A 23,200-nucleotide genomic window follows, 5' to 3' on the forward strand; every position below is an offset into this window, starting at 1 on the left:
GCGGTTCCGGTCCTGACCAATATGTCGGCGCCACCGCTGATACCTCCGACCGGCACCTCCCCGCTCTTCGCCCGAGTGCTCGGACGGCTCGCCCCCCCCCCCCCCCCCCCCCCCCGGCCCCCCCCCCGCGCCCCCCCCCCCGCCCCCCCCCCCCCCCCCCCCCCCCCCCCCCCCCACCGGCGTATCCGCTTACGGTCGTCCCGCTGTGAGTCGCCGTCCCGACGGCGGCCGCCACAAGGGAGATCGGGGGTGTACTCGTGCGGATCGGACTCCTCACCGACGGTGGTTACCCGTATGCGACCGGTGAGTCCGGACTCTGGTGCGACCGTCTGGTGCGCGGACTCGCGCAACACGAGTTCGATCTCTTCGCGCTCAGCCACTCCGCCGAACAGGAGGCACAGGGCTGGGTCCCGCGCCCGACGCAGGTGGGCCGGGTGCGCACGGCACCGCTGTGGACGGCCGACGAGGACACTCCGGGCACCCGCGTCCCCAAGGGGCTGCTCGCCCGGATGGTGACGGGCGGGGGCGGTCGCTCGTACGGGCGGCGCGAACGGCAGCGGTTCGCGGCGCACTTCACGGCTCTCGTGACCGCTGTCTGCGCGGCGGGTGCGCCTGGTGCGCCGGGTGGTGACGGCGCGACCGCAGGCGCGGCAGCAGGTTCCGGTGAACGCGCCGACGAGGGGCGCGGGGCCGTCGGCGTCGCGGACACGCGGTTCGCCGAGGGCCTGTACGGACTCGCCGAACTGGCCCGCGAACACGGGGGGCTGCCCGCCGCACTCCGCTCCGAGACCGCCCTGCGCGTACTCGAATCCGTCTGCCGCGCCCCGGGCACCGGACGCATCGTCCGGACCGCCGCCGTCCCCGACCTCCTCGCCTTCGCCCGGGAGATCGACCAGGTGCTGCGCCCGCTCTCCCTCGACTGGTACGACGAGGAGAGCCTCGGGGCGGTCGACCTCTGCCACGCCACGTCGGGCGGGGCCGCGGCCCTGCCGGGACTGCTGGCCAAACACTTCTTCGGGGTTCCGCTGCTGGTCACCGAGCACGGCGTGCGGCTGCGGGAGCACTACCTCGCCATCAGCGACTCACCCCTGAGCGCGCCGGTACGCGCCCTGCTCGTCGGCTTCCACGGGCGGCTGGCCGGCGAGGTGTACCGGCAGGCCGCGATCGTCACCCCGGGCGACACCCACGCCCGCCGCTGGCAGGAACGGTGCGGTGCCGCACGCGAGAAGCTGCGTACCGTCCACGCCGGCATGGAGTCCGGCCGGTTCGCGGCGCTGGGGGAGAGCGGCGACAGCGGACCCGACGACACGCTGGTGTGGGTCGGCCGGATCGAGCCCGCCAAGGACCTGATCGCACTCCTGCACGCCTTCGCGGAAGTACGGAAGGCCGAACCGGACGCCCGGCTGCGGATCATCGGCGCGGCGGCGCAGGGCCCGGACGGCGCCGGATACCTCGCGCACTGCCGGGCGCTCGCCGCCCAGCTGTTCCCCGACGAGGCCACGGACGCACACGCCGTGGGCGACAACCCGGTCTCCTTCGAGGACATCGGCGGAGCCGAGGTGCGGGATCTGCCGGAGGCCTACGCGGCGGGTGGGGTCGTCGTCCTGTCCAGTGTGGCCGAAGGCTTCCCCACCGGTCTGGTCGAAGCGATGTTCTGCGGACGGGCCACGGTGTCGACGGACGTCGGCGCGGTGGTCGAAGTCATCGGCGGTACCGGGCTGGTGGTGCCCCCGCGCAATCCCAAGGCGCTCGCGGACGCCTGCCTCGCGCTGCTGCGCGATCCCGAGCGCCGCGCACGGCTCGGAGCGGCGGCGCGCGCCCGCGCGATCGAACTCTTCACCGTCGAGCAGAACCTCGCGGCATTCCGCGGCATGTACCTGGAGCTGATCTCGCGCGCCCCGGTGCACAGGGAGGCCGACGCGGTGGACGCCGACGGCGAACCGCGCCCGTTCGCCACCCCGCCGGAGGCGCAGGTCCAGGGCCCGTGGACGGTCATTGCCCCTGCCCCGGCCGCCGCAGCTGACCGCTCACCCGGCTGGGCCGTCGAGCCCAGGGCCGTCTGCGCCGGGGCGCGGGGAGCGGGTGGCGGCGATGCATGAACAGGAACAGGGGACGGCCGGTCCGGGCCGCGGCGGCGCCCCCGGACGGTCCGGAGCAGTCGGCGACGATGACGGAGGAATCACCATGGGCCGCCCGACCGGGGTGTCCGACGCACCCGTCGCACCGGCAGCGGGCGGAAGCTGGGACCTCCGCTCCCGGGCCCTGGTCTCCGAGCCCGTTGTGCCCGATGGGGCCGTCGTCGCGGAGGCAGTCGCCGGGGATGACGTCGGCACGGGGCGAGCCGCCGCAGCGCAGTCCGTCGACGTGCCGGGTGCCGGAGAACGGCCCGCCGGAGAGGAGACTTCCGGCGGGCAGCCCACCGGAGAGCCGGCTGCAGCCCCCCGCGCCCCCGAGGTCGTGAGCGCCGCTCCGGTGCGCAGGCTCGGCGCTTCGCGCCGCGGCCCCGCCGACCCCGTGAAAACGCTGATGCACCGCCATCGCGCGCTGTGCGAGCGGGCCGTCGATCCGCTGGAGATCGCCGCCGGGCTCGAAGCCCATGGCGTCACCGACCGGGCCGCCGCCCGCTACCGGCACCGCGATGTCTTCTCGCTCGCCGAGGAGCTCTTCGCCCGGGTACCCGCCGTCACGGGGGAGCCCGCAACAGGACTCCGCACGCCGGAGCGTGACACCGAAACACGCGCCGTCTGGACGCTCCGCGCGTTGGTACCGGGCGCTGCCTGCCTCGCGACCGCCGGAGCGCTGAGGCTCACGGAGGGTGCTCTCGGCGGCCAGGGACGGCTGGTGATCACCCTTATAGGAGCGGTTGTCGCACTCATCGGCCTCGTCCTCAGCCTGCGCAGCGGCCCCCTGCACGCCGGGAAAGGCTCCTCGGGCACCGCCCATGTCTACAGTTGCTGGCTCCTCGGCTACGTCCTCTACGGTGACGCGCTGCTCGGCCAGGTCCTCAGCGGCGGCCCCGAAGGCCCCTGGACGATCACCCCCGCACCGCTGCTGGGGCTGGCCCTCTCCGTCGCCCCGGCCGCCTGGTGCGCGCACCTCTTCTCCGTCCGCGCACACCGCAGACTCAACGGCAGTCGTGCGCTGCAGGAGTTCGCCGCAGGCGTGCGCCCCCTGCTGTTCGGGGCCGTCGTGCTCCACCTGGGCGCCCTCGCCGGGCTGTTGTACCTCGCCCACCTGGGATACGGGGGCGGCGGCTCCTTCGTCGGGGCGGCCGCGCTCGGGGTGCTGCTCCTGCTGGCCCGGCTGCTCAGCCGCCACGGCCTCCCCGGGCACGCCGCCGCCGGACTCGCCGCCGCCTGTGCCGCAGAAGCCCTGGCCCCCGCCCTGGTGCTGGCCGGGCGACTGCCCGGTCTGCACTTCCTCGCCCGCCCCGTCGACGTCCTCGTCGCGGCGGCGGGCACCGGAGCCGTACCCGCCGTCGCCTGTGGCGCAGCCGCGCTCGGGCTGCTGATCACCGCCACCGTCGCCCTCTCCCGGGCATCCGCCCACACCCCAGCCCACGCCGGCGACGAAACCCGCACCACCGCGTAACCACGCGACCGGAGCCGCACCACCCGCACGCCCCGCGGAGCCGACGCCGCGGGTCCTTGTCCCCGTACCGCACCTCACTTCCTCAAGGAGACACCGGACATGACCCCCCAATCCCCCGCACCGGCAGCCAGCCGTCGGCACCAAGGGGGCGCACGATGAGGGTGCTGCTGCTCGGAGCCAACGGATTCCTCGGCCGTTTCGTGGCCGACCGCCTGCTCGCCGACCCCGCCGTGCACCTCACGGCGCTCGGCCGCGGCGACGACGCCGACGTACGGTTCGACCTCGCCGGCGGCAGCCCCGGCGCGCTGACCCGCTTCCTGGACGCCGTCCACCCCGGAGTCGTCGTCAACTGCGCCGGTGCCACCCGGGGCGGGGCCCGCGATCTGACCCGCCACAACACCGTCGCCGTCGCCACCGTCTGCGAGGCGATGCGACGCAGCGGCTGTACGGCCCGGCTCGTCCAGGTCGGCTGTTCCTCGGAGTACGGGCCCTCGCAGCCCGGCTCATCGACCGCGGAGGACGCGATTCCGCGCCCTGGCGGCCCGTACGGCGTCAGCAAGCTCGCCGCCACCGAACTCGTCCTCGGCTCCGGCCTCGACGCGGTGGTGCTGCGGGTCTTCTCCCCGGTCGGCCCCGGCACCCCGGCCGGCTCCCCACTCGGCAGGCTCGCCGAGGCGATGCGCCGGGCCATGCAGTCCGGCGACGGCGAGCTGAAGCTCAGCGGCCTCGGCGTGCAGCGCGACTTCGTCGACGTACGCGATGTGGCGCGCGCCGTGCACGCCGCCTCGCTCTCCGCCGCGCAGGGCGTCGTCAACATCGGCACCGGCCGTGCCGTGCGGCTCCGGGACGCGGCCGCCGTCCTCGCCAGGGTCGCCGGATACGCGGGCGCGCTCCACGAGCTCGACTCGCCCCCGCCCCGGCTGCCCATCGGCGCCCCGCGCACCTCGACCGAGTCGGTCATCGAGCACCTCTCGGCGACCCCGTCCCCCTACCCCGACGGCTGCGGCGCCTGGCAGCAGGCCGACGTGCGCACCGCCAGGGACCGGCTCGGCTGGCGCCCCCGGATCAATCTGGAGGAGTCCCTCGCCGACATCTGGATGGAGGCGGCGTGCCGTATCTGACCCCCACCGGCACCGTCCGCCGGACCAGCGGCGCCGAACAGCTCGGCTTCGGCATCCCCGGATACGCGCATCCGCTGCTCGCCCCGACCGAGTGGGCCGAGCTGGTCCGCCCCGGCACCCCGCTGCACTGGGCGGTCCTCAACATCGACTCCGGCCCCGGCGCCCGCCCCGACCCGCACTGTCTGGAGGCCGCGGGCCGGCTCCGCAACGCACGGGAGCGGGCGGTGCACGGCGATGCCCCGCAGGACTCCGTGCGCGCGGCGGGCGGGCGGCTGCTCGGCCATCTCGATCTGGCCTTCGGCAGCCGCCCGTTCGGGGAGCTGATCGCCGACGCGCAGTCCTTCCTCGACTGGTACCGCGTCGACGGGTTCTATCTCGGCCGGTGCCCGGCCGAGCGTGCCGGACTCCCGGCGGTCCGCCGTCTCACCAGCACACTCGCCACGCTCCTCGAACACGGCGACCGCGGCGAGGGGATCGGTCCGCTGGTGCTGGGGCTGGGCACCCACCCCCACCCGGGCTACGCCGAGGCCGCCGACCAACTGGTCACCTTCTCCGGCCCCTGGACCGACTACCGCTGGTCGCAGGTGGCGGAGTGGACCGCCGCCTACCCGCCGGAGCGGTTCGCGCACTTCGTCCACGGAGTTCCGCGTACCCACCTCGAAGAGGCCATGCGCATCGCCCGCTGGCAGGGCGCGGGCACCATCTTCTTCACGGACCGAGGCGATCAACACGGACAAACAGACCCATTCGCGGCGCTGCCCAGCTACTGGGACGAAATCGTCTCGCGGATCGGACCTGGTATCTCGGAATGAGAAGGGGCGTGGCAGTGTTACCGGAAGAACAACCGTACGTAGATGAAGTACGTAACCGACCACCTGCATTGTTGAGGTTCCTGTGTCGCTGCCACCCCTGGTCGAGCCAGCTGCTGAGCTCACCGTCGACGAGGTCCGCAGGTACTCCCGCCACCTGATCATCCCGGATGTCGGGATGGACGGGCAGAAGCGGCTGAAGAACGCGAAGGTGCTCTGTGTCGGCGCCGGCGGTCTCGGTTCGCCGGCCCTGATGTACCTGGCCGCCGCCGGTGTCGGAACGCTCGGCATCGTGGAGTTCGACGAGGTCGACGAGTCGAACCTGCAGCGCCAGATCATCCACAGCCAGGCGGACATCGGCCGTTCCAAGGCCGAATCGGCCAAGGACTCGGTGCTGGGCATCAACCCGTACGTGAACGTGGTCCTGCACGAGGAGCGGCTCGAAGCCGACAACGTGATGGACATCTTCGCCCAGTACGACCTGATCGTGGACGGCACGGACAACTTCGCCACCCGCTATCTGGTCAACGACGCGGCGGTACTGCTGAACAAGCCGTACATCTGGGGCTCGATCTACCGGTTCGACGGCCAGGCGTCCGTCTTCTGGTCCGAGCACGGCCCCTGCTACCGCTGCCTCTACCCGGAGCCGCCCCCGCCGGGCATGGTCCCCTCCTGCGCCGAGGGCGGCGTGCTCGGTGTGCTCTGCGCCTCGGTCGGCTCCATCCAGGTCACCGAGGCCATCAAACTGCTCGCCGGCATCGGCGACCCGCTGGTCGGCCGGCTGATGATCTACGACGCCCTGGAGATGCAGTACCGCCAGGTCAAGGTCCGCAAGGACCCCGACTGCGCGGTCTGCGGCGAGAACCCGACCGTCACCGAGCTCATCGACTACGAGGCCTTCTGCGGCGTCGTGTCCGAGGAGGCCCAGGAGGCGGCCCTCGGCTCCACGATCACTCCCAAGCAGCTCAAGGAGTGGATCGACGCGGACGAGAAGATCGAGATCATCGACGTCCGTGAGCCGAACGAGTTCGAGATCGTCTCGATCCCCGGTGCCAGGCTGATCCCGAAGAACGAGTTCCTGATGGGCAACGCCCTCCAGGACCTCCCGCAGGACAAGCGCATCGTCCTGCACTGCAAGACCGGTGTCCGCAGCGCCGAGGTCCTCGCGGTCCTCAAGTCGGCGGGTTTCGCCGACGCGGTGCACGTGGGCGGCGGCGTGATCGGCTGGGTCAACCAGATCGAGCCCGAGAAGCCGGTGTACTGAACGATTGCCGTACCGGCACACACCTGCCGAAGGGGCCGGTCCGCGCGCTGCGGACCGGCCCCTCGGACGTGCACACGCCGCGCGTCACGAGCAGGTCTTGCCGTCCGCCGGAACCTTCCCGTCCAGGAAGTACGCGTCCACGGTCGCCGTCACGCACGCGCTCTCGCCGTACGAGCCGTGCCCCTCGCCCTTGTTGGTGAGCATGATGCCGACGCCCTTGCCCAGCTCGTGCGCCATCCTCCGGGCGCCCTCGTAGGGCGTCGCCGGGTCGCCGGTCGTACCGACGACCAGGATCGGACCGGCGCCGGGGGCGCTCGCCTCCGGATGGTCGTGCTCGCCCTTCACCGGCCACTGTGCGCACCAGCCGGCCGTGTCCCATGCCAGAAAGGGCCCGAACACCGGGGACAGTTTCCGGAACTCGGGCAGCAGGGCCCGCGCCTCGGCCGCCGTCGGCCGCAGCCTGCTGTCCGCGCAGGAGATGGCGCGCTGCGAGTGGTTCTGGGTGTCGTAGTGCCCCTTCTTGTCACGGCCGTTGTACGCGTCGGCCAGCTGCAGCAGCATGGTGCCGGTGCCGCTCTTCTCGGCCTCGTCCAGCGCCCGGGTCAGATACGGCCAGCTGCTCTTGGAGTAGAGCGGCATGACGATGCCGGTGAGGGCCAGCGACTCGTTGAGCTCACGGCCCGAGTTCGTCGGCAGCGGCTTCTTGTCGATGCGTTCCAGCAGCCGGGCGATGCGCTGCGTTCCGCTCTTCGGGTCCTGGCCGCGGTCCTTGAGGTAGTTCTCCAGTGCCCGCTGGAAACCGGTCGCCTGGTTGCGCGCGTGCCCGACCGCGTCCGCGGTCGGGTCGACGACGGCGTCCAGGACGGTCCGGCCGACGTGTTCGGGGAAGAGGTGGGCGTAGGTGCCGCCGAGTTCCGTGCCGTAGGAGATGCCGAAGTAGTTGAGCTTCTTCTCGTCCAGCACCTGACGGATCAGATCCATGTCCCGGGCCGCGTTGGCCGTACCGACGTACGGCAGTACCTTGCCGGAGCGGCGCTCGCAGCCGGCGCCGAAGTCCGCGCCGTCCTTCATGAACGCCGCCTCCTCCGCCGGCGTGTCCGGCGTCATGTCGACCTTCCGGTTGGCGTCCTCCGTGTCCTTGTCGGTACGGCAGTTCACTCCCGCGCTGGCCGCGACCCCGCGCGGATCGAAACTCACCAGGTCGTAACGGGTGTTGAGCTTGCTGTACGAGTCGGCGAGCCGCGGCAGCATCGAGACTCCCGAACCGCCGGGGCCGCCGAAGTTGAACAGCATCGCGCCGAGGCGCCGGGCCTCGCCCCGCGCGCTCTTGCGGATCACCGCGATCCCGATGGTGTCGCCGTCCGGCTTCGCGTAGTCCAGCGGCACCTCGACCGTGCCGCACTGCCAGTCGTCGCCTGGTTCGCTGCCGCCCGCAGGGGCCTTGCAGCTGTTCCAGTCCACCTGCTGGGAGGTGAGGGCCGCCGGCAGCCGGGGTGAGCCCGGCCGCCCGTCCGGCGTGGCGGACGAACCGCCGGACGTGGACGCCGCACCGGCGTCCGTCCGGTCGGCCGGTTTGTCGTCCGTACCGCTGTCACAGCCCGCGAGCAGGCCCGTCAGCAGAAGTGCGGCGCCGGCCAGAGCCCCGGCGCGTGCGTGTCCGACCACGTGTGCGTCCTCCCCGATGTGCGGGTTCACAACGACGTACAGAAAGTGCGTCCATGCTAGGCCGTGTGCGGTGTGGAGCCCGGACACCGCCACCACGCCGGAGGACTTCGCCTTTGATCAAGTCCTCCGTGTCGACGACGCTCGTGCCCCATGCATCCAGGGCGTCTCGGGCCGGTCGCTCACTTGCAGACGGCGCCGGCCGCCGGAACCGTACCGTCCAGCAGATAGGCGCTCACGGTCTTCTGCACACAGGCGTTGCCGCTGTTGTACGCGCCGTGCCCCTGGCCCTCGTACGTCAGCTCCACCCCCACACCCTTGCCCAGCGCGTCGGCCATCGCCTTCGCTCCCCCGTACGGGGTCGCCGGGTCACCGGTGTTGCCGATGACGACGATGGGGGGTGCGCCGGGGGCGCTGACGTCCGGGGTCTCCCAGGCGCCCGCCACCGGCCAGCCGGTGCAGGTCATCAGGCCCCAGCCCAGATAGTCGCCGAAGAGCGGCGAGGCGGCGCGGAACTCCGGAAGTCTCGCCTTGGTCTGATCCGCGGTGAAGCGTTGCTTGGAGTCGGCGCAGTTGATGGCGGCGTTGGCAGCCATCGAGTTGTTGTAGCGACCGTTCTCGGAACGGCCGTTCAGCGAGTCGGCGAGGGCGAGGAGCAGCGCGCCGTTCCCGCCGTCGGCCTCGTCCACACCCTGTTCCAGCAGCGGCCAGGTCTCCTTGGAGTAGAGGGCGGCCGCGATGCCGGTGGTGGCCAGGGTCTGTGTCAGCTGCCGGGACCCGAGCCCCGGGACCGGCTTCTTCTCCAGCCTGGCGAGAAGGCCGGAGATCCCCTGCTCGACCTCCTTCCCGGTGGCGCCGGGAAGCTTGCAGGCCTCGCCGCGGGCCGCGCAGTCCTTGGTGAAGTTGTCCAGCGCGAGCTGGAACCCCCTGGCCTGGCTGAGTGAGGACTGCTCATAGTTCTGGGTCGGGTTCACCACCCCGTCCAGCACCGACCTGCCGACGTTCTTGGGGAACAAGTTGGCGTAGACGCCGCCCAGTTCGGTGCCGTAGGAGATGCCGAAGTAGTACAGCTTCTTGTCGCCGAGCACCTGACGCATCAGGTCCATGTCGCGGGCGGCGTTGGTGGTGCCGACGTAGGGGAGTTCCTTGCCGGAGTTCTTCTTGCAGGCCAACGCGTACATCTTGGTGTCCTTGACGAAGGTATTCACCTCGGCGGCGGTGTCCGGAGTGCCGTCGCTCTCGTAGCGGACATCGAGTTGCTGGTCGGTCTCGCACTCCACGCCCGCGCTGCGGCCGACCCCGCGCGGATCGAAGCTGACCAGGTCGTAGCGGGAGCGAAGCTTTTCGTAGTCGGCGCCGAAGGCGGGCAGGGTGGCCACACCGGAGGCGCCGGGGCCGCCGAAGTTGAAGATGAGGGAGCCGATCCGCTTGTCCGTGTTCCTGGCCCTGGCCCGGATGAGTGCCAGCTCGATGGTCTCTCCGTGCGGCTTCGCGTAATCGCGCGGCACCCTCATGAAGGAGCACTCCCAGGGGGTCCCGCCAGGCAGCGGCGTCGGCGCATTCCCGCTGCCCTGTGCCGGGGACGGGGCAGGGCACGGCTTCCAGACGAGCTTCTGGGAAGCGAGGTCGCCGGAGGTGCTCGCGTCGGCGGCGTGCTCCGCGAGGGGAGAGCTCCGGGGCCCGTCCGGGCCGTCCTTGTCGCCGCTCTCCGAGCAGGCGGTGAGGGGAAGGAGCACGGTGACGGCGGCGGCGAGAGCGGCGGCACGCAGGGCGGGGGAGGTCCTCATGGCCCCATCGTGCGGCGGGAACCGGACCGGTGCACGGGGCACGGTCCAAGCGGGTGGCGGGTCTCTCGCCCGATCGGCCGACTGGTCTTGCGGATGTCGGACGCCGTCCCTGCGGACGTCCGACGGGGTCGGGGAGGGCGGACCGGGCTCGCGTCCGGCAGGGCAGGGCTTGCGGACGCCCGGCCGGGGTCGGGGAGGCCGACCGGGCTCGCGTCCGGCGGACCGGTGCCCCGGACGAGCCGTCCGGCCGCCGAGGGGCCGTCAGAGCTCGCCCTTGCGGGTCAGATGGTTGAAGCAGAGCCAGCCGGGCAGCACCGGCAGCCACAGCGTCAGCAGCCGGTAGAGCAGAACGGCCGGTGCCGCGACCTCCTTCGGCAGGCCGACCGCGATCAGCCCCAGCGTCAGCGCGCCCTCGACCGCGCCCATTCCGCCCGGTGTGGGCGCCGCCGACCCCAGCGCGTTGCCGGCCAGGAAGACCACCGCGATGCTCGCGTAACTGAGCCGCGGCACATCGGGACCGCTGAACGCCCGGACCGACGCGTCCAGACACATCACGAACACGCCGGTCAGCAGCAGCATCCCGCCGATGCCCGTCAGCAGCTTCTGCGGACGCTGCACCACGTCGAGCATGCGCGGCACGACTCCGGCGAACAGCGACCGCACCCGTGTCACCACGAACTTCCGCAGGAACGGAACCGCCGTCACCACCAGCACCAGCACCGCGACCGTCAGCAGCCCGGCGATCACCGTCCTGGACGGGGTGAGCGAGGACGGGGTCTTCTCCGTACCGGTCAGATAGCCGAACGCCGCCAGCAGCAGAATGTGGCAGCCGAGACCGAACAGCTGCGAGGCGCCGACACTCGCCACGGCGAGCCCCGGACGTACTCCCGCACGCTGCAGGAAGCGCGTGTTCAGTGCCACGCCGCCGACCGCGGCCGGGGCGACGAGCTTCACGAAGGAGCCGGCGACCTGTGCCAGCACGGTCTTGCCGAACGGCACCCGTTCCGGAACGAAGCCCAGCAGGCTCATCGCCGCCGCGACGTAGCTGAGGGCCGAGAAGCCGACCGCGGCCGCCACCCAGCCCCACTCCGCCTGCTCGACGACCGCGCCGAAGTCGGCCTGGGTGACCTGCGAGATGAGGAAGTACGCGGCGATCGCGCCGGCGATGCAGCTGAACAGGGTGCGTGCCTTGATGCGCTCCAGCCGGACCGGTTCGACCGGTGCCTGCGGCCGGATCAGCAGCACCTGCTGTCGCATCTGGGAGAGCAGATCCTCTTCGCGCGCCTCTTCCAGGGCGTCGTCCATGGCCCGCTTCTCGGCCTGCTTCTGGTTGCGCAGCGACTTCCGGGCGGCCTTGCGCGCGGCATGGTGGTCGGCCGCGCGGGCGGGCCCCGTACCGGCGGCGGCCGTGTCCTGGGCCGCCCCGTGTTCGAGCGCCCTGGCGCGCTTGGCCGCGTCCGACGCGTCGAGCACCGCCTCGCGCTCGCGCTGCGAGCGTTCCCGGGCGAGCCTGCGCAGGGTCGCCCGGGTGGAGCGGCTCAGCGCGATCGGCTGGAGCAGCGGCAGACAGTCCGCGACGGCATCAGGACCGAGCACCTCCAGCGCGCCGGCGACGGCCCGCTCGGCGCCCACCCGCAGGCCGGTGGTGGTGAGCAACTGGGCGACGTCCATCCGCAGGACCAGATCACCGGCCGCGATCTCGCCGCCGCGCAGATCGGTGACGAACACCTTGCCGCAACGGTCGACCAGGATGGCGTCCCCAGTGAGCCTGCGGTGCGCGATCCGCCGCGACTGGAGCGCCTTGACCTGGCGCCAGGCCCCGCGCACCAGTTCGTCGGTGATCTCGGAGTCCTCCAGCGCGTCCAGCGAACGGCCGCCGATGTGCTCGTACACCAGCATCACGGCGTCGGGCCCGAGTTCGGAGGTGGCGATCAGCTTGGGCGCGTTGGCCCCGGCGGCGATCGCCGCGTACGCGAGCAGCGCCTCCTGCTCCAGCGCCTGACGCAGCGACTGGATGGAGCGGCGCTGGGTGATGCCGCGCAGGGTGAGCCTGCGCCAGACCCGGTAGAAGAAGCCCTGGGCCTGTTGCTCACGGTCGACGACCGTCACATCCAGGGGTGGGCCGTCCTCCAGGGTGACCAGATAGCGGCGCCCCCGGTCGTTCTGGTCGCCGGAGTCGGGCGTGTCCTCGGCGCGCATCGCGGTGACCGGGTGGAAGCCGACATGGCGCAGTCCGGCCATCAGGTGCTGGCCGGTCGGCCGTACGTTCGGGGAGCCGACCGCGTACAGCGTGCCGTACGCCACGGTCCAGCCGATCAGCACGGTGAGGACGATCGAGAAGGGGGTCGTGTAGCCGCCGACCAGCATGGCGAACGCGTCGAGCAGCAGCACCACCCACAACACGACCCGCCAGCGCGGCCGTCTCGCCATCCCGACCGCCGTCATATAGGCGATCACGGGAGCGAGATAGCCGTGGACGGGATCGGTGAGCGCGTCACCGGGCTGCGGCTGGGTCAGGGCGTCCTGGATGGTGCCGGGTGCGGACTTCGCCACCCACAGATCGGCGGCGAGCGTGACGCCGTGCGCGAGCACGGCGGCGAGCACGCCGTCCGCGATCCGTAGGCCGTCGCGTTTGATCAGCCGCTCGATGGCGAAGGCGACGGGAACGAGGAGCACGGCGATGCTGGAGACCAGACCGGCCATCTTGATCAGGATGTCGGGTGCCTGGCCGGTGCCCTTGTTGATGTCCTGTTCGAGACCGGTGGTCGTGCCGTGGGCGAACGCGGCGATCGAGAACAGGACGACGATCGCCAGGACACCGATGAGGAGCCGCATGAGATCGGAGGGCCGGTGCACCCGGGCGGGGAGCAGAGGCTCGTCCCCCGAGACGCGCTCGGCCTGTTCCGCCGCGGTGGTCGAGAGCGTCGAGCCGGCCAGATGCCCGGGGAGTGCCTGCTGCCCCGCACCGGGCTTTCCCTGCCCCGCACGGGAAGTCTCCTGCTCCGCACGGGAAGTCTCCTGCTCCGCACCGGGCTCTTCGGCGGGCCCGTCGGGCGTGTCCGGGTGCGGTTCGGCATCAGGGGCGTCCGCCGCCTTCGGTGGCTGCACGCCCTGCTCCTTCGTCGCCTCTGATTGGTCTTCGTGTTCTCGTATCACCGGTCACCGCCCGCACGATGGTGGCACGGCCCGGCGACACAGGAGGGCATCAGGGTGCACTGCGCGGACATGCGAAGCGCAACATACGCTCCTTTGTCCCCGCACGCACGCCCCGTGAAATGACGCTCTCGGATCGCGCCGGACTGTCGGTGGAGTACGGCAGGATGAGCCGGATGAGCCAACACCGGACGAGCGGCGACGGGACGAGCGGCGACCGGACGATCCACGACCGGGCGATCGACGAAGGTGCGATCGACGGCGGTGTGATCGACGGCCGGGCTGTCGACGAGCTGCCCGAGTACGCGGAGCGGGTGCTCGATGTCACCGAGCTGATCCCGCCGGGCCGTGTCATGACGTATGGAGATGTCGCCGAGTGGCTGGGCGACGGGGGCCCGCGCCAGGTCGGCCGGGTCATGGCGCTGTACGGGGCCGCAGTGCCGTGGTGGCGCGTGGTGCGTGCCGACGGGGCACTGCTCCCCGGCCACGAACTGCGTGCGCTGGGCCACTACCGGGAGGAGAGCACCCCGCTGCGCGAGGCGTCGCGCAGCGCGGAGGGCCATCTGCCGCGGCTCGACATGAAGCGGGCACGCTGGGACGGCGTCACCGGCGGCGCGGACGCGGGCGCGGGCGCGGGCGCGAGCGCGGGCAGGGACAAGGGCGAAGGTGCTCACACCTGACAGCTTCGGCCATTCGGGGGCGCAACGGGCGGCGGCGGGCCCGACACGTGATGGGGAACACGACGCGATACGCGGCAGCACCCGTGAGGCGAAGCGTGCCGGGAGCGCCCTCGATACGGCGCGTGGCGACGGTTCCCGCGGCGTGGAGCGTGCCCACGGCGCCCGCGACCCGGCGCGTGGCGATCGCTCCCGCGGCATGGAGCGTGCCGAGGGCGTCGGTGACGCGGAACGTGACGAGGCACGCAGCGGACTCGCCCCGCATCGCGCCCCCGCTGGCGTAGCGTCGTCAGTTCGCGGCACGCACCGCACCCTCCTCACCCGTACACCCACCAGGACCGGCGAACCACGTGAGTTCCTCCTCCTTCACCCGGCACAGTCCGCACCGTCAGGCACGGCAGCGGACCGCGGGCGCGTACCGACTGGTGCGCACCCCGCCGGGCTCCGTGGCTCCCCCTCTTCTGGACGCGGCGCAACGTGCGGTGGTTGAACACGCCGGCGGCCCGCTCCTGGTGCTGGCCGGACCCGGCACCGGCAAGACGACCACGCTCGTCGAGGCGGTCGCCGCACGTGTGGCACGGGGCGGCGACCCGGCACGCCTCCTGGTCCTCACCTTCAGCCGCAAGGCCGCCGTGGAGCTGCGCGACCGGATGGCCGCCAGGCTCGGCGCCGCCCGCGGTCCGCAGGCCACCACGTTCCACTCCTTCTGTTACGCACTGGTGCGCGCCCATCAGGACGCCGACCTCTTCGCCGAACCGATGCGACTGCTCTCCGGACCGGAGCAGGACGTCACCGTCCGCGAACTGCTCGCAGGTCAGCTCGAACTCGACAGGGACGGCTTCGCGCACATCCGCTGGCCCGACGAGCTGCGGGCCTGTCTGACCACGCGCGGTTTCGCCGACGAGGTACGGGCGGTGCTCGCCCGCAGCCGCGAGCTGGGCCTGGGCCCGGACGCGCTGGCCGACTTCGCCCGCCGCACCGGCCGACCGGACTGGGGGGCCGCCGCCGAGTTCCTCGCCGAGTACCTGGACGTGCTGGACGCGCAGGGGGTGCTGGACTACGCGGAGCTGGTGCACCGGGCCGTGCTGCTCGCGGAGCGCCCCGAGGTCTCGGCGTCGCTGGCCGGGCGGTACGACGCGGTGTTCGTGGACGAGTACCAGGACACGGACCCGGCGCAGGTACGGCTGCTGCACGCGCTGGCCGGCAACCGGGGGAGCGGGCCGGGCGCCGGGGGCGGCCGGGACCTGGTGGCCTTCGGCGACCCGGACCAGTCGATCTACGCGTTCCGGGGCGCCGATGTGAACGGCATCCTCGACTTCCCGGAGACGTTCCGGCGGGCGGACGGCACCCCGGCCCCGGTCGGCGTCCTGACCACCTCGCGACGTTCCGGCGGACAGCTGCTGGCCGCCACCCGGCTGCTCACCCGCCGGATGCCGCTGACCCGGCTGCCCTCGGCGAAGGTCCGCGCCCACCGGGAGCTCGTCGCGGTCCGCGAGGGCGGCAACGTGGAGGCGTACACCTACCCGACCGCCTCCGCCGAGCTCGACAACATCGCCGACCTGTTGCGCCGGGCACATCTGGAGGACGGTGTCCCGTGGAACGAGATGGCGGTGCTCGTACGGGCCGGAGGCCGCACGATCCCCTCGGTGCGCCGGGCCCTGACATCGGCGGGCGTACCCCTGGACATCGACGGTGACGATCTCCCCCTGCGCCACGAACCGGCTGTGGCACCGCTCCTGACAGCCCTCCGTGCCGTCGCGACAGCGGCGCTGAGCCGAGGCGCGGAAACCTCCACGACGGAGACCTCTGTGGCAGACGCCCCCGTGACGGAGGCCCTTGTCCCGGAGGCCCCAGTGACGCAGGCTCCTGTCCCGGAGAGCGAGGAGGTCCCTGCTGCGGTGGCGGCGGAGGCATCGGCGGAGGCATCGGCGGAGGCGGAGACAGGGGTCCCCGAGCAGGACCTCGGCCGGGAACCCGATCCGGCTCCCGGCCGGGAACCCGATCCGGCTTTTGGCCGGGCCCCCGCCCCCGAAGCGATCTCCTGGCTGGACACCGAGACCGCCCTGACCCTCCTCGCCTCTCCCCTCGGAGCCATGGACGCGGCCGATCTGCGTCGGCTCGGCCGGGCCCTGCGCGACGAGGAGAGGTCCGCCGGGAACCGCGTACCGGCGCCCTCCGGCGACCTGCTGGCCCGCGCGCTCGCCGAGCCCGAACGGCTCGTCGCGCACGATCCGGCGTACGCCCGCGGCGCCCAGCGCCTCGGCGCACTTCTGCGCAAGGCGCGTGAGCTCCTCGAAGGCGGCGGTACCGCGGAAGAGGTCCTGTGGGAGCTGTGGTCCGGGACCCCATGGCCCGCGCGGCTGGAACGTGCCGCGCTGCGCGGCGGGGCGGGCGGCCGCAACGCCGACCGCGACCTCGACGCCGTCTGCGCCCTCTTCGACACCGCGGCCCGCGCCGAGGAACGCACCGGCGGGCGCGGCGCGCTCAACTTCCTGGAGGAAGTCGACGCCCAGGACATCGCGGCCGACACCCTCTCCAGGCGCGCCGTGCGCCCCGACGCCGTTCGGCTGATGACTGCACACCGGTCCAAGGGCCTGGAGTGGCGCCTGGTCGTCGTCGCGGGAGTGCAGGAGGGGCTCTGGCCGGACCTGCGCCGCCGCGGTTCGTTGCTCGAAGCGGACCGGATCGGCCGTGACGGCCTGGCCGAACCGCTCACCCCCGGCGCCCTCCTCGCAGAGGAACGCCGCCTCTTCTATGTCGCGGCGACCCGTGCCCGGGAACGTCTTGTCGTCACCGCGGTCAAGGCGCCCGCCGACGACGGCGACCAGCCGTCCCGCTTCCTCGCCGAGCTCGGCGTCGAACCGCGCGACGTCACCGGCCGGCCGCGCCGCCCGCTCGCCGTGGCCGCGCTCGTGGCCGAACTCCGCGCCACCACCGTCGACCCCGAAGCCTCCGACACCCTGCGCGAGGCAGCCGCCCGCCGCCTCGCCCGGCTCGCCGCGCTCACCGACGACGAGGGCCAGCCGCTCGTACCCGCGGCCCATCCGTATCGCTGGTGGGGCCTGTACGAGCCGACCCGTTCCACCGTTCCGCTCCGCGACCGGGACCAGCCCGTGGCCCTCTCCGGCAGCGCGCTCGACCAGCTCGCCAACACCTGCGCACTCCAGTGGTTCCTCGGTCGCGAGGTGAAGGCGGACGCCCCCGCGACGGCCGCACAGGGTTTCGGCAACGTCGTCCACGTACTCGCTGACGAGGTGGCGTCCGGACGCACCCCCGCGGACCTGGCCGTCCTGATGGAGCGGCTGGACTCGGTCTGGGACGGACTCGCCTTCGACGCCCCCTGGAAGTCCCGGCAGGAGAAGGAACAGGCCAGGGCCGCCCTGGAACGCTTCCTGCGCTGGCACGTCATGGACCGGGCCGGCCGCACCCCCGCCGCGAGCGAGCACGACTTCGACGTGACGCTGGCGGCGGGGGAGTACGAGGTGCGCATCCGCGGCTCCATGGACCGGGTGGAAGAGGACGCCGAGGGCCGGGCGTACGTCGTGGACTTCAAGACCGGCAAGCAGTCCCCGACCAAGGACGAGGTCACCCGGCACCCGCAGCTCGCCGTGTACCAGCTGGCCGTACGGGAAGGGGCGGTCGACGAGGTCTTCGACGGTCGGCGCCCCGTGCCCGGCGGCGCCGAACTCGTGCAGCTGCGCCAGCCCGCCCCCAAGAAGGAAGGCGGTGACACCCTCCCCAAGGTGCAGGCCCAGGAACCGCTCTCCGGGGAGTGGGTCTCCGATCTCCTGGCCACGGCCGCCGGCCGGGTCCTGGACGAACGCTTCACCCCCACGACCGGCCAGCACTGCACGCACTGCGCCTTCCGGGCCTCGTGCAGCGCACAGCCGGAGGGCCGCCACATCCTGGAGTGACTTTTCCGGCGTTCCCCGGACGGCTGCGGGCGACCACGACGTGGATGTTGATGCGGACCGGACCGGACCGGACCGGACCGGGCCGGGCCGGTGTCCGTGCCGTTTGTCGGTGCGCCCGGTTAGCCTCGGTCGGGTGTCCTCACGTATCACCGATCCCGAGCAGCTCAAGGAACTCCTCGGGATCCCGTTCACCCCGGAGCAGACGGCCTGCATCACGGCGCCGCCCGCCCCTCAGGTGATCGTGGCCGGGGCCGGGTCGGGGAAGACCACGGTGATGGCGGCCCGTGTGGTGTGGCTGGTCGGGACGGGACAGGTCGCCCCCGAGCAGGTCCTCGGACTCACCTTCACCAACAAGGCGGCGGGGGAGCTCGCCGAGCGCGTCCGCAAGGCCCTGATCGCGGCCGGGGTCACCGATCCGGACGCCATCGACCCGGACAACCCCCCGGGCGAGCCCAGCATCTCCACCTACCACGCGTTCGCCGGCCGGCTCCTCACCGAGCACGGGCTCCGGATCGGGCTCGAACCCACCACCCGCCTCCTGGCCGATGCCACCCGCTACCAGCTCGCCGCCCGCGTGCTGCGCGAGGCCCCCGGCCCGTATCCGGCCCTGACCAGGTCGTTCCCCACCCTGGTCAGCGATCTGCTGGCCCTCGACGCCGAGCTGGCCGAGCATCTCGTGCGGCCCGAACAGCTCGCGGAGTACGACACCGACCTCCTCCGCACGCTCGAATCGGCCCGGCTCACCAACGCCGAACTGCGCAAGATCCCCGAGACCGCGCAGGCCCGTCGTGAGCTGCTGCAGCTGACCCGGCGCTACCGCGAGGCCAAGAAGAGCCGTGACCTCCTCGACTTCGGTGACCAGATCGCGCTCTCGGCCGAGCTGGCCCTCACCCGCCCGGAGGTCGGCGCGATCCTGCGCGAAGAATTCCGGGTCGTCCTGCTCGACGAGTACCAGGACACCTCGGTCGCCCAGCGCCTGCTGCTCTCCGCACTCTTCGGCCGACGCCCCGGTTCCGGTTCCGGTTCCGGGACGGAGGCCACGGAGACGCCGACCGGAAGGGCGGTGGCGCGGACGGCGGAGACCGCGGCCGGCGCGCGGACCGCCGAAGCAGCGGGGGCCGGCCACGCCGTCACCGCCGTCGGTGACCCCTGTCAGGCGATCTACGGCTGGCGCGGTGCCTCCGTGGCCAACCTGGACGACTTCCCGGTCCACTTCCCGCACGCCGACGGAACGCCCGCCACCCGCTACTCCCTCGGCGAGAACCGTCGCAGCGGCGGCCGGCTCCTCCACCTCGCCAACGGCCTGGCCGCCCCCCTGCGTGTCATGCACGAGGGCGTCGAGGCGTTGCGCCCCGCCCCCGGCGCCGAACGGGACGGCACCGTCCGCTGCGCCCTCCTGCGTACCCACACCGAGGAGCTCGACTGGCTCGCCGACTCGATCGCCCACCTCGTCAGGACCGGAAAGGCGCCCGGTGAGATCGCCGTCCTGTGCCGCACCGCGGGCGACTTCCCGCAGATCCAGGCCGCGCTGGTGGCCCGTGACATTCCGGTCGAGGTCGTCGGCCTGTCCGGGCTGCTGCACCTGCCCGAGGTCGCCGACCTCGTCGCGGTCTGCGAGGTGCTCCAGGACCCCGGCGCCAATGCCTCCCTGGTCCGGCTGCTCACAGGCCCCCGCTGGCGGATCGGCCCCCGCGACCTGGCGCTCCTCGGCCGTCGTGCCCGCCTCCTCGTCCACCGCGCGGCCCACGGCGACGAGGACGGCTTCGACCCCGACCGCCGCCTCGCCGAGGCCGTCGAAGGCATCGACCCCGCCGAGGTGATCTCGCTCGCCGACGCACTGGACACCTTTCTCGAATCGGGCGGAGGAGAGGACGACGGCCTTCCGTTCTCCACCGAGGCCCGCATCCGCTTCGCCCGCCTGGCCGCCGAACTGCGCGACCTGCGCCGCTCGCTGGCCGACCCCCTCATGGACGTGCTGCACCGCGTCCTCGCCACCACCGGCCTTGAGGTCGAGCTCTCCGCGTCGCCGCACGCCCTGGCCGCCCGCCGCCGAGAGACCCTCGCCAACTTCCTGGACGTCGCGGCCCGCTTCGCCGCCGTCGACGGGGAGGCCACCCTCCTCGCGTTCCTGGGCTTCCTGCGGACCGCCGTCCAGTACGAGAAGGGCCTGGACAACGCCCTGCCCGGCGGGGAGAACACCGTCAAGGTCCTCACCGCCCACAAGTCCAAGGGCCTGGAGTGGGATGTCGTCGCGGTGCCGGGACTGGTCACCGGCCAGTTCCCCAGCAGCCAGTCCCGCGACGCCTGGACGTCCCAGTCCAAGGTCCTTCCGCACGCCCTGCGCGGGGACAGGGCCACCCTTCCCGTCATCCACTCCTGGGACGCCAAGGGGCTCAAGGGGTTCAAGGAGGAGATGAAGGAGCACCAGCACACCGAGGAGCTCCGCCTGGGATACGTCACCTTCACCAGGCCCCGCGGTCTGCTGCTCGGCTCCGGCCACTGGTGGGGCCCGACCCAGAAGAAGCCGCGCGGCCCGTCCGACTTCCTGCACGCGCTGTACGAGCACTGCGCGGCCGGACACGGCGAGATCGAGGCCTGGGCGGACGAACCGGCCGAGGACGAGGAGAACCCGGCGCTCGCCGAGAAGGAGACCGACCGGGCGTGGCCGCTTCCGCTGGACGGCATCGCGCTGACCCGCCGCCGGGCCGCCGCGGACACGGTGATGGCGCATCTGGAGGCACTGGCCGCGTCGGAGGGCGTGCCGGACGCGTACGAGGCGTCGCCCGACGTCCCGGATCCGTATGACGGGCCGTACGACGACGAGGCGTTCCCCGACGCCCCGTTCGTCGACGACGCCCCGTTTCCCGACAGCGAGGCGTTCCCTGACGACGCCGACGACTGGGACGCACTGTCGCCGGAGCCCCCACGGACCGCTGCCCGGCCCTTCCCGGCCCCCGTTCGTCTCCCCATCCCTCCACCCGCCCAGCCCCCCGCCCCCACATCACACGTCCCGGCGGCCCGCGCCCCCGAGCCCGCCGAGGACCGCCGCCTCACCCCCGAGGAGTCCCGCACGCTCGCCTCCTGGGACCGCGACCTCGACGCCCTCACCGGCGAACTGCGCCGCGCCCGCGCCACCGTGCGCGACGTCCTCGTACCCGCGTCCCTCTCCGCCACCCAGCTGTTGCGCCTGGCCGACGACCCCGACGGCTTCGCCCAGGAACTGGCCCGGCCCATGCCCCGGCCCCCGCAGCCCGCGGCCCGCCGCGGCACCCGCTTCCACGCCTGGGTGGAGTCCCGTTTCGAGGAGCTGCCACTGCCCATGCTCGGGCCGGACGAACTTCCGGGCGGAGACGAGAGCGATGCCGAGATCGCCGACGAGCGCGACCTCGCCGCACTCAAGGAGGCCTTCGAGCGCACCCCCTACGCCCGCCGCACCCCGTACCGCGTGGAGACGCCGTTCCAGATCACCCTGGCCGGCCGGGTGATCCGGGGCCGTATCGACGCGGTGTACCGCACCGGGGACACCTACGAGATCGTCGACTGGAAGACCACCCGCGCCCATACCGCCGACCCTCTCCAGCTCGCGGTCTACCGCCTGGCCTGGGCCGAACTGCACGGCCTCCCGCTCACCGATGTCACCGCCACGTTCCTGTACGTACGCAGCGGGCAGACCGTCCGCCCCGTCCGCCTCCCGGGCCGGGCGGAGCTGGAGCGGATCCTGCTGGACGAGCCGCCTCCCACGGGGTAGGCCGGGTCACCGCGGGCGGGCGGACCCCGCTGGGCGAGGCACTAGGCTCAAGGCCATGAGCGACACCCCGGACAGCGCCGTCCGTACGTACACCGAGCAGCACCGCACAGCCTTCCTCGACGACCTCGCCGACTGGCTGCGCATCCCGTCCGTATCCGCCCAGCCGGTCCACGACGGGGACGTGCGACGCAGCGCCGAGTGGCTGTCCGCCAAGCTCAGGGAGACCGGCTTCCCGGTCAGCGAGATCTGGGAGACGCCCGGCGCGCCCGCGGTCTTCGCCGAGTGGCCGTCCGACGACCCGGACGCCCCGACCGTTCTCGTCTACGGGCACCACGACGTGCAGCCCGCCGCACGCGAGGACGGCTGGGACACCGACCCGTTCGAGCCGGTGATCCGCGACGGCCGTATGTACGGGCGGGGCGCCGCCGACGACAAGGGGCAGGTGTTCTTCCACACCCTCGGTGTGCGGGCCCACCTCGCCACCACCGGCCGCACCACCCCCGCCGTCAATCTCAAGCTGTTGATCGAGGGCGAGGAGGAGTCCGGCTCCCCGAACTTCCGCGCGCTGGCCGAAGCACGGGCCGCCCGGCTCACCGCCGACGCGGTGATCGTCTCCGACACCGGCATGTGGGACGAGAAGACCCCCACGGTCTGCACGGGTATGCGCGGCCTCGCCGAGTGCGAGATCGAGCTGCACGGCCCCGAGCAGGACATCCACTCCGGTTCGTTCGGCGGCGCCGTCCCCAACCCGGCGACCGCCGTGGCCCGGCTCGTCGCCGCCCTGCACGACGCGGACGGCCGGGTCGCGATCCCCGGTTTCTACGACGGCGTGACGGATCTCACCGACACCGAGCGCGCGCTCTTCGCCGAACTGCCCTTCGACGAGGCCACCTGGCTGCGTACCGCCAGGTCCCGGGCGGCGTCGGGCGAGGCCGGCTACTCCACGCTGGAACGCGTCTGGGCCCGCCCCACCGCCGAGGTCAACGGCATCGGCGGCGGCTACCAGGGCGCCGGCAGCAAGACGATCATCCCCTCCTCCGCCCTCGTGAAGATCAGCTTCCGGCTGGTCGCCGGCCAGGACCCCGACCACGTCCAGCAGGTCGTACGAGCCTGGGCCGAGGCGCAGATCCCGGCCGGTGTCCGCCACCGCATCACCTTCGCGCCCGCCACCCGCCCCTGTCTGACACCGCTGGACCACCCGGCCCTGCAGGCCGTGGCCCGCGCCATGGGACGGGCCTTCGGCCAGAAGATCCTCTTCACCCGCGAAGGAGGCTCCGGGCCCGCCGCCGACCTGCAGGACGTGCTCGGCGCTCCCGTCCTCTTCCTGGGTATCTCCGTACCGTCCGACGGCTGGCACGCTCCCAACGAGAAGGTCGAACTCGACCTTCTGCTCAAGGGCGTGCAGACGACCGCCCACCTCTGGGGCGAGCTGGCCGTCGCACTCCGCTGAATCCTCTGAACACCCGATCCGTCC

Annotated in this window: 12 protein-coding genes; 9 read left to right on the forward strand and 3 right to left on the reverse strand. The window is 72.6% G+C overall.

Annotated features, from left to right (window positions below; all coding sequences use genetic code 11):
* The first annotated feature begins 257 nt into the window (after window positions 1–257).
* The 5 genes from ACF1B9_RS32770 to moeZ all read left to right on the forward strand — a co-directional run bounded on the left by ACF1B9_RS32770 (window position 258) and on the right by moeZ (window position 6,785).
* The gene (locus ACF1B9_RS32770; protein ID WP_391741610.1) at window positions 258–2,099 is read left to right on the forward strand and encodes a DUF3492 domain-containing protein; all 1,842 of its coding nucleotides are present in this window, start codon (window positions 258–260) and stop codon (window positions 2,097–2,099) included.
* 85 nt (window positions 2,100–2,184) lie between these two features.
* Window positions 2,185–3,591 (forward strand): hypothetical protein, encoded by a 1,407-nt coding sequence (locus ACF1B9_RS32775; protein WP_391741611.1) that lies wholly within the window; start codon window positions 2,185–2,187, stop codon window positions 3,589–3,591.
* 155 nt (window positions 3,592–3,746) lie between these two features.
* Window positions 3,747–4,712: an NAD-dependent epimerase/dehydratase family protein gene (locus ACF1B9_RS32780; protein ID WP_376217821.1), complete on the forward strand. Its 966-nt coding sequence runs from the start codon at window positions 3,747–3,749 to the stop codon at window positions 4,710–4,712.
* The gene (locus ACF1B9_RS32785) at window positions 4,700–5,524 is read left to right on the forward strand and encodes a spherulation-specific family 4 protein (protein ID WP_391741612.1); all 825 of its coding nucleotides are present in this window, start codon (window positions 4,700–4,702) and stop codon (window positions 5,522–5,524) included. The genes ACF1B9_RS32780 and ACF1B9_RS32785 overlap by 13 nt, the downstream gene beginning before the upstream one ends.
* Before the next feature lie 82 nt (window positions 5,525–5,606).
* Window positions 5,607–6,785: an adenylyltransferase/sulfurtransferase MoeZ gene (moeZ, locus tag ACF1B9_RS32790; RefSeq protein ID WP_114246509.1), complete on the forward strand. Its 1,179-nt coding sequence runs from the start codon at window positions 5,607–5,609 to the stop codon at window positions 6,783–6,785.
* Between the two features lie 84 nt (window positions 6,786–6,869).
* Here the strand turns inward: moeZ and ACF1B9_RS32795 are convergent, their stop codons facing one another.
* The 3 genes from ACF1B9_RS32795 to ACF1B9_RS32805 all read right to left on the reverse strand — a co-directional run bounded on the left by ACF1B9_RS32795 (window position 6,870) and on the right by ACF1B9_RS32805 (window position 13,342).
* A complete protein-coding gene (locus ACF1B9_RS32795; RefSeq protein WP_391741613.1) occupies window positions 6,870–8,450 on the reverse strand; it encodes an alpha/beta hydrolase in 1,581 nt (526 codons plus the stop codon).
* Between the two features lie 179 nt (window positions 8,451–8,629).
* Window positions 8,630–10,234: an alpha/beta hydrolase gene (locus tag ACF1B9_RS32800; protein WP_391741614.1), complete on the reverse strand. Its 1,605-nt coding sequence runs from the start codon at window positions 10,232–10,234 to the stop codon at window positions 8,630–8,632.
* Between the two features lie 261 nt (window positions 10,235–10,495).
* Window positions 10,496–13,342: a YbhN family protein gene (locus tag ACF1B9_RS32805; protein ID WP_391741616.1), complete on the reverse strand. Its 2,847-nt coding sequence runs from the start codon at window positions 13,340–13,342 to the stop codon at window positions 10,496–10,498.
* A 212-nt stretch (window positions 13,343–13,554) separates the two neighbouring features.
* Here ACF1B9_RS32805 and ACF1B9_RS32810 point away from each other — a divergent pair, with 212 nt between their 5' ends.
* The 4 genes from ACF1B9_RS32810 (at window position 13,555) to ACF1B9_RS32825 (ending at window position 23,176) form a co-directional block, all read left to right on the forward strand.
* Window positions 13,555–14,067: an MGMT family protein gene (locus tag ACF1B9_RS32810; protein WP_391741895.1), complete on the forward strand. Its 513-nt coding sequence runs from the start codon at window positions 13,555–13,557 to the stop codon at window positions 14,065–14,067.
* Between the two features lie 347 nt (window positions 14,068–14,414).
* Window positions 14,415–17,978 carry an ATP-dependent helicase gene (locus ACF1B9_RS32815; RefSeq protein ID WP_391741617.1) on the forward strand — a complete coding sequence of 1,188 codons (3,564 nt, stop codon included), beginning with the start codon at window positions 14,415–14,417 and terminating at the stop codon, window positions 17,976–17,978.
* A 133-nt stretch (window positions 17,979–18,111) separates the two neighbouring features.
* Entirely contained in the window at window positions 18,112–21,726 is a 3,615-nt protein-coding gene (locus ACF1B9_RS32820) for a UvrD-helicase domain-containing protein (protein ID WP_391741618.1), read from the forward strand.
* A 55-nt stretch (window positions 21,727–21,781) separates the two neighbouring features.
* Window positions 21,782–23,176, forward strand: a complete 1,395-nt coding sequence (locus ACF1B9_RS32825) for a dipeptidase (protein WP_391741619.1) — start codon at window positions 21,782–21,784, stop codon at window positions 23,174–23,176.
* Window positions 23,177–23,200 lie beyond the last annotated feature (24 nt).

Origin of the sequence: Streptomyces sp. NPDC014727 (assembly GCF_043083485.1) — a bacterium.
Taxonomy (GTDB): domain Bacteria; phylum Actinomycetota; class Actinomycetes; order Streptomycetales; family Streptomycetaceae; genus Streptomyces.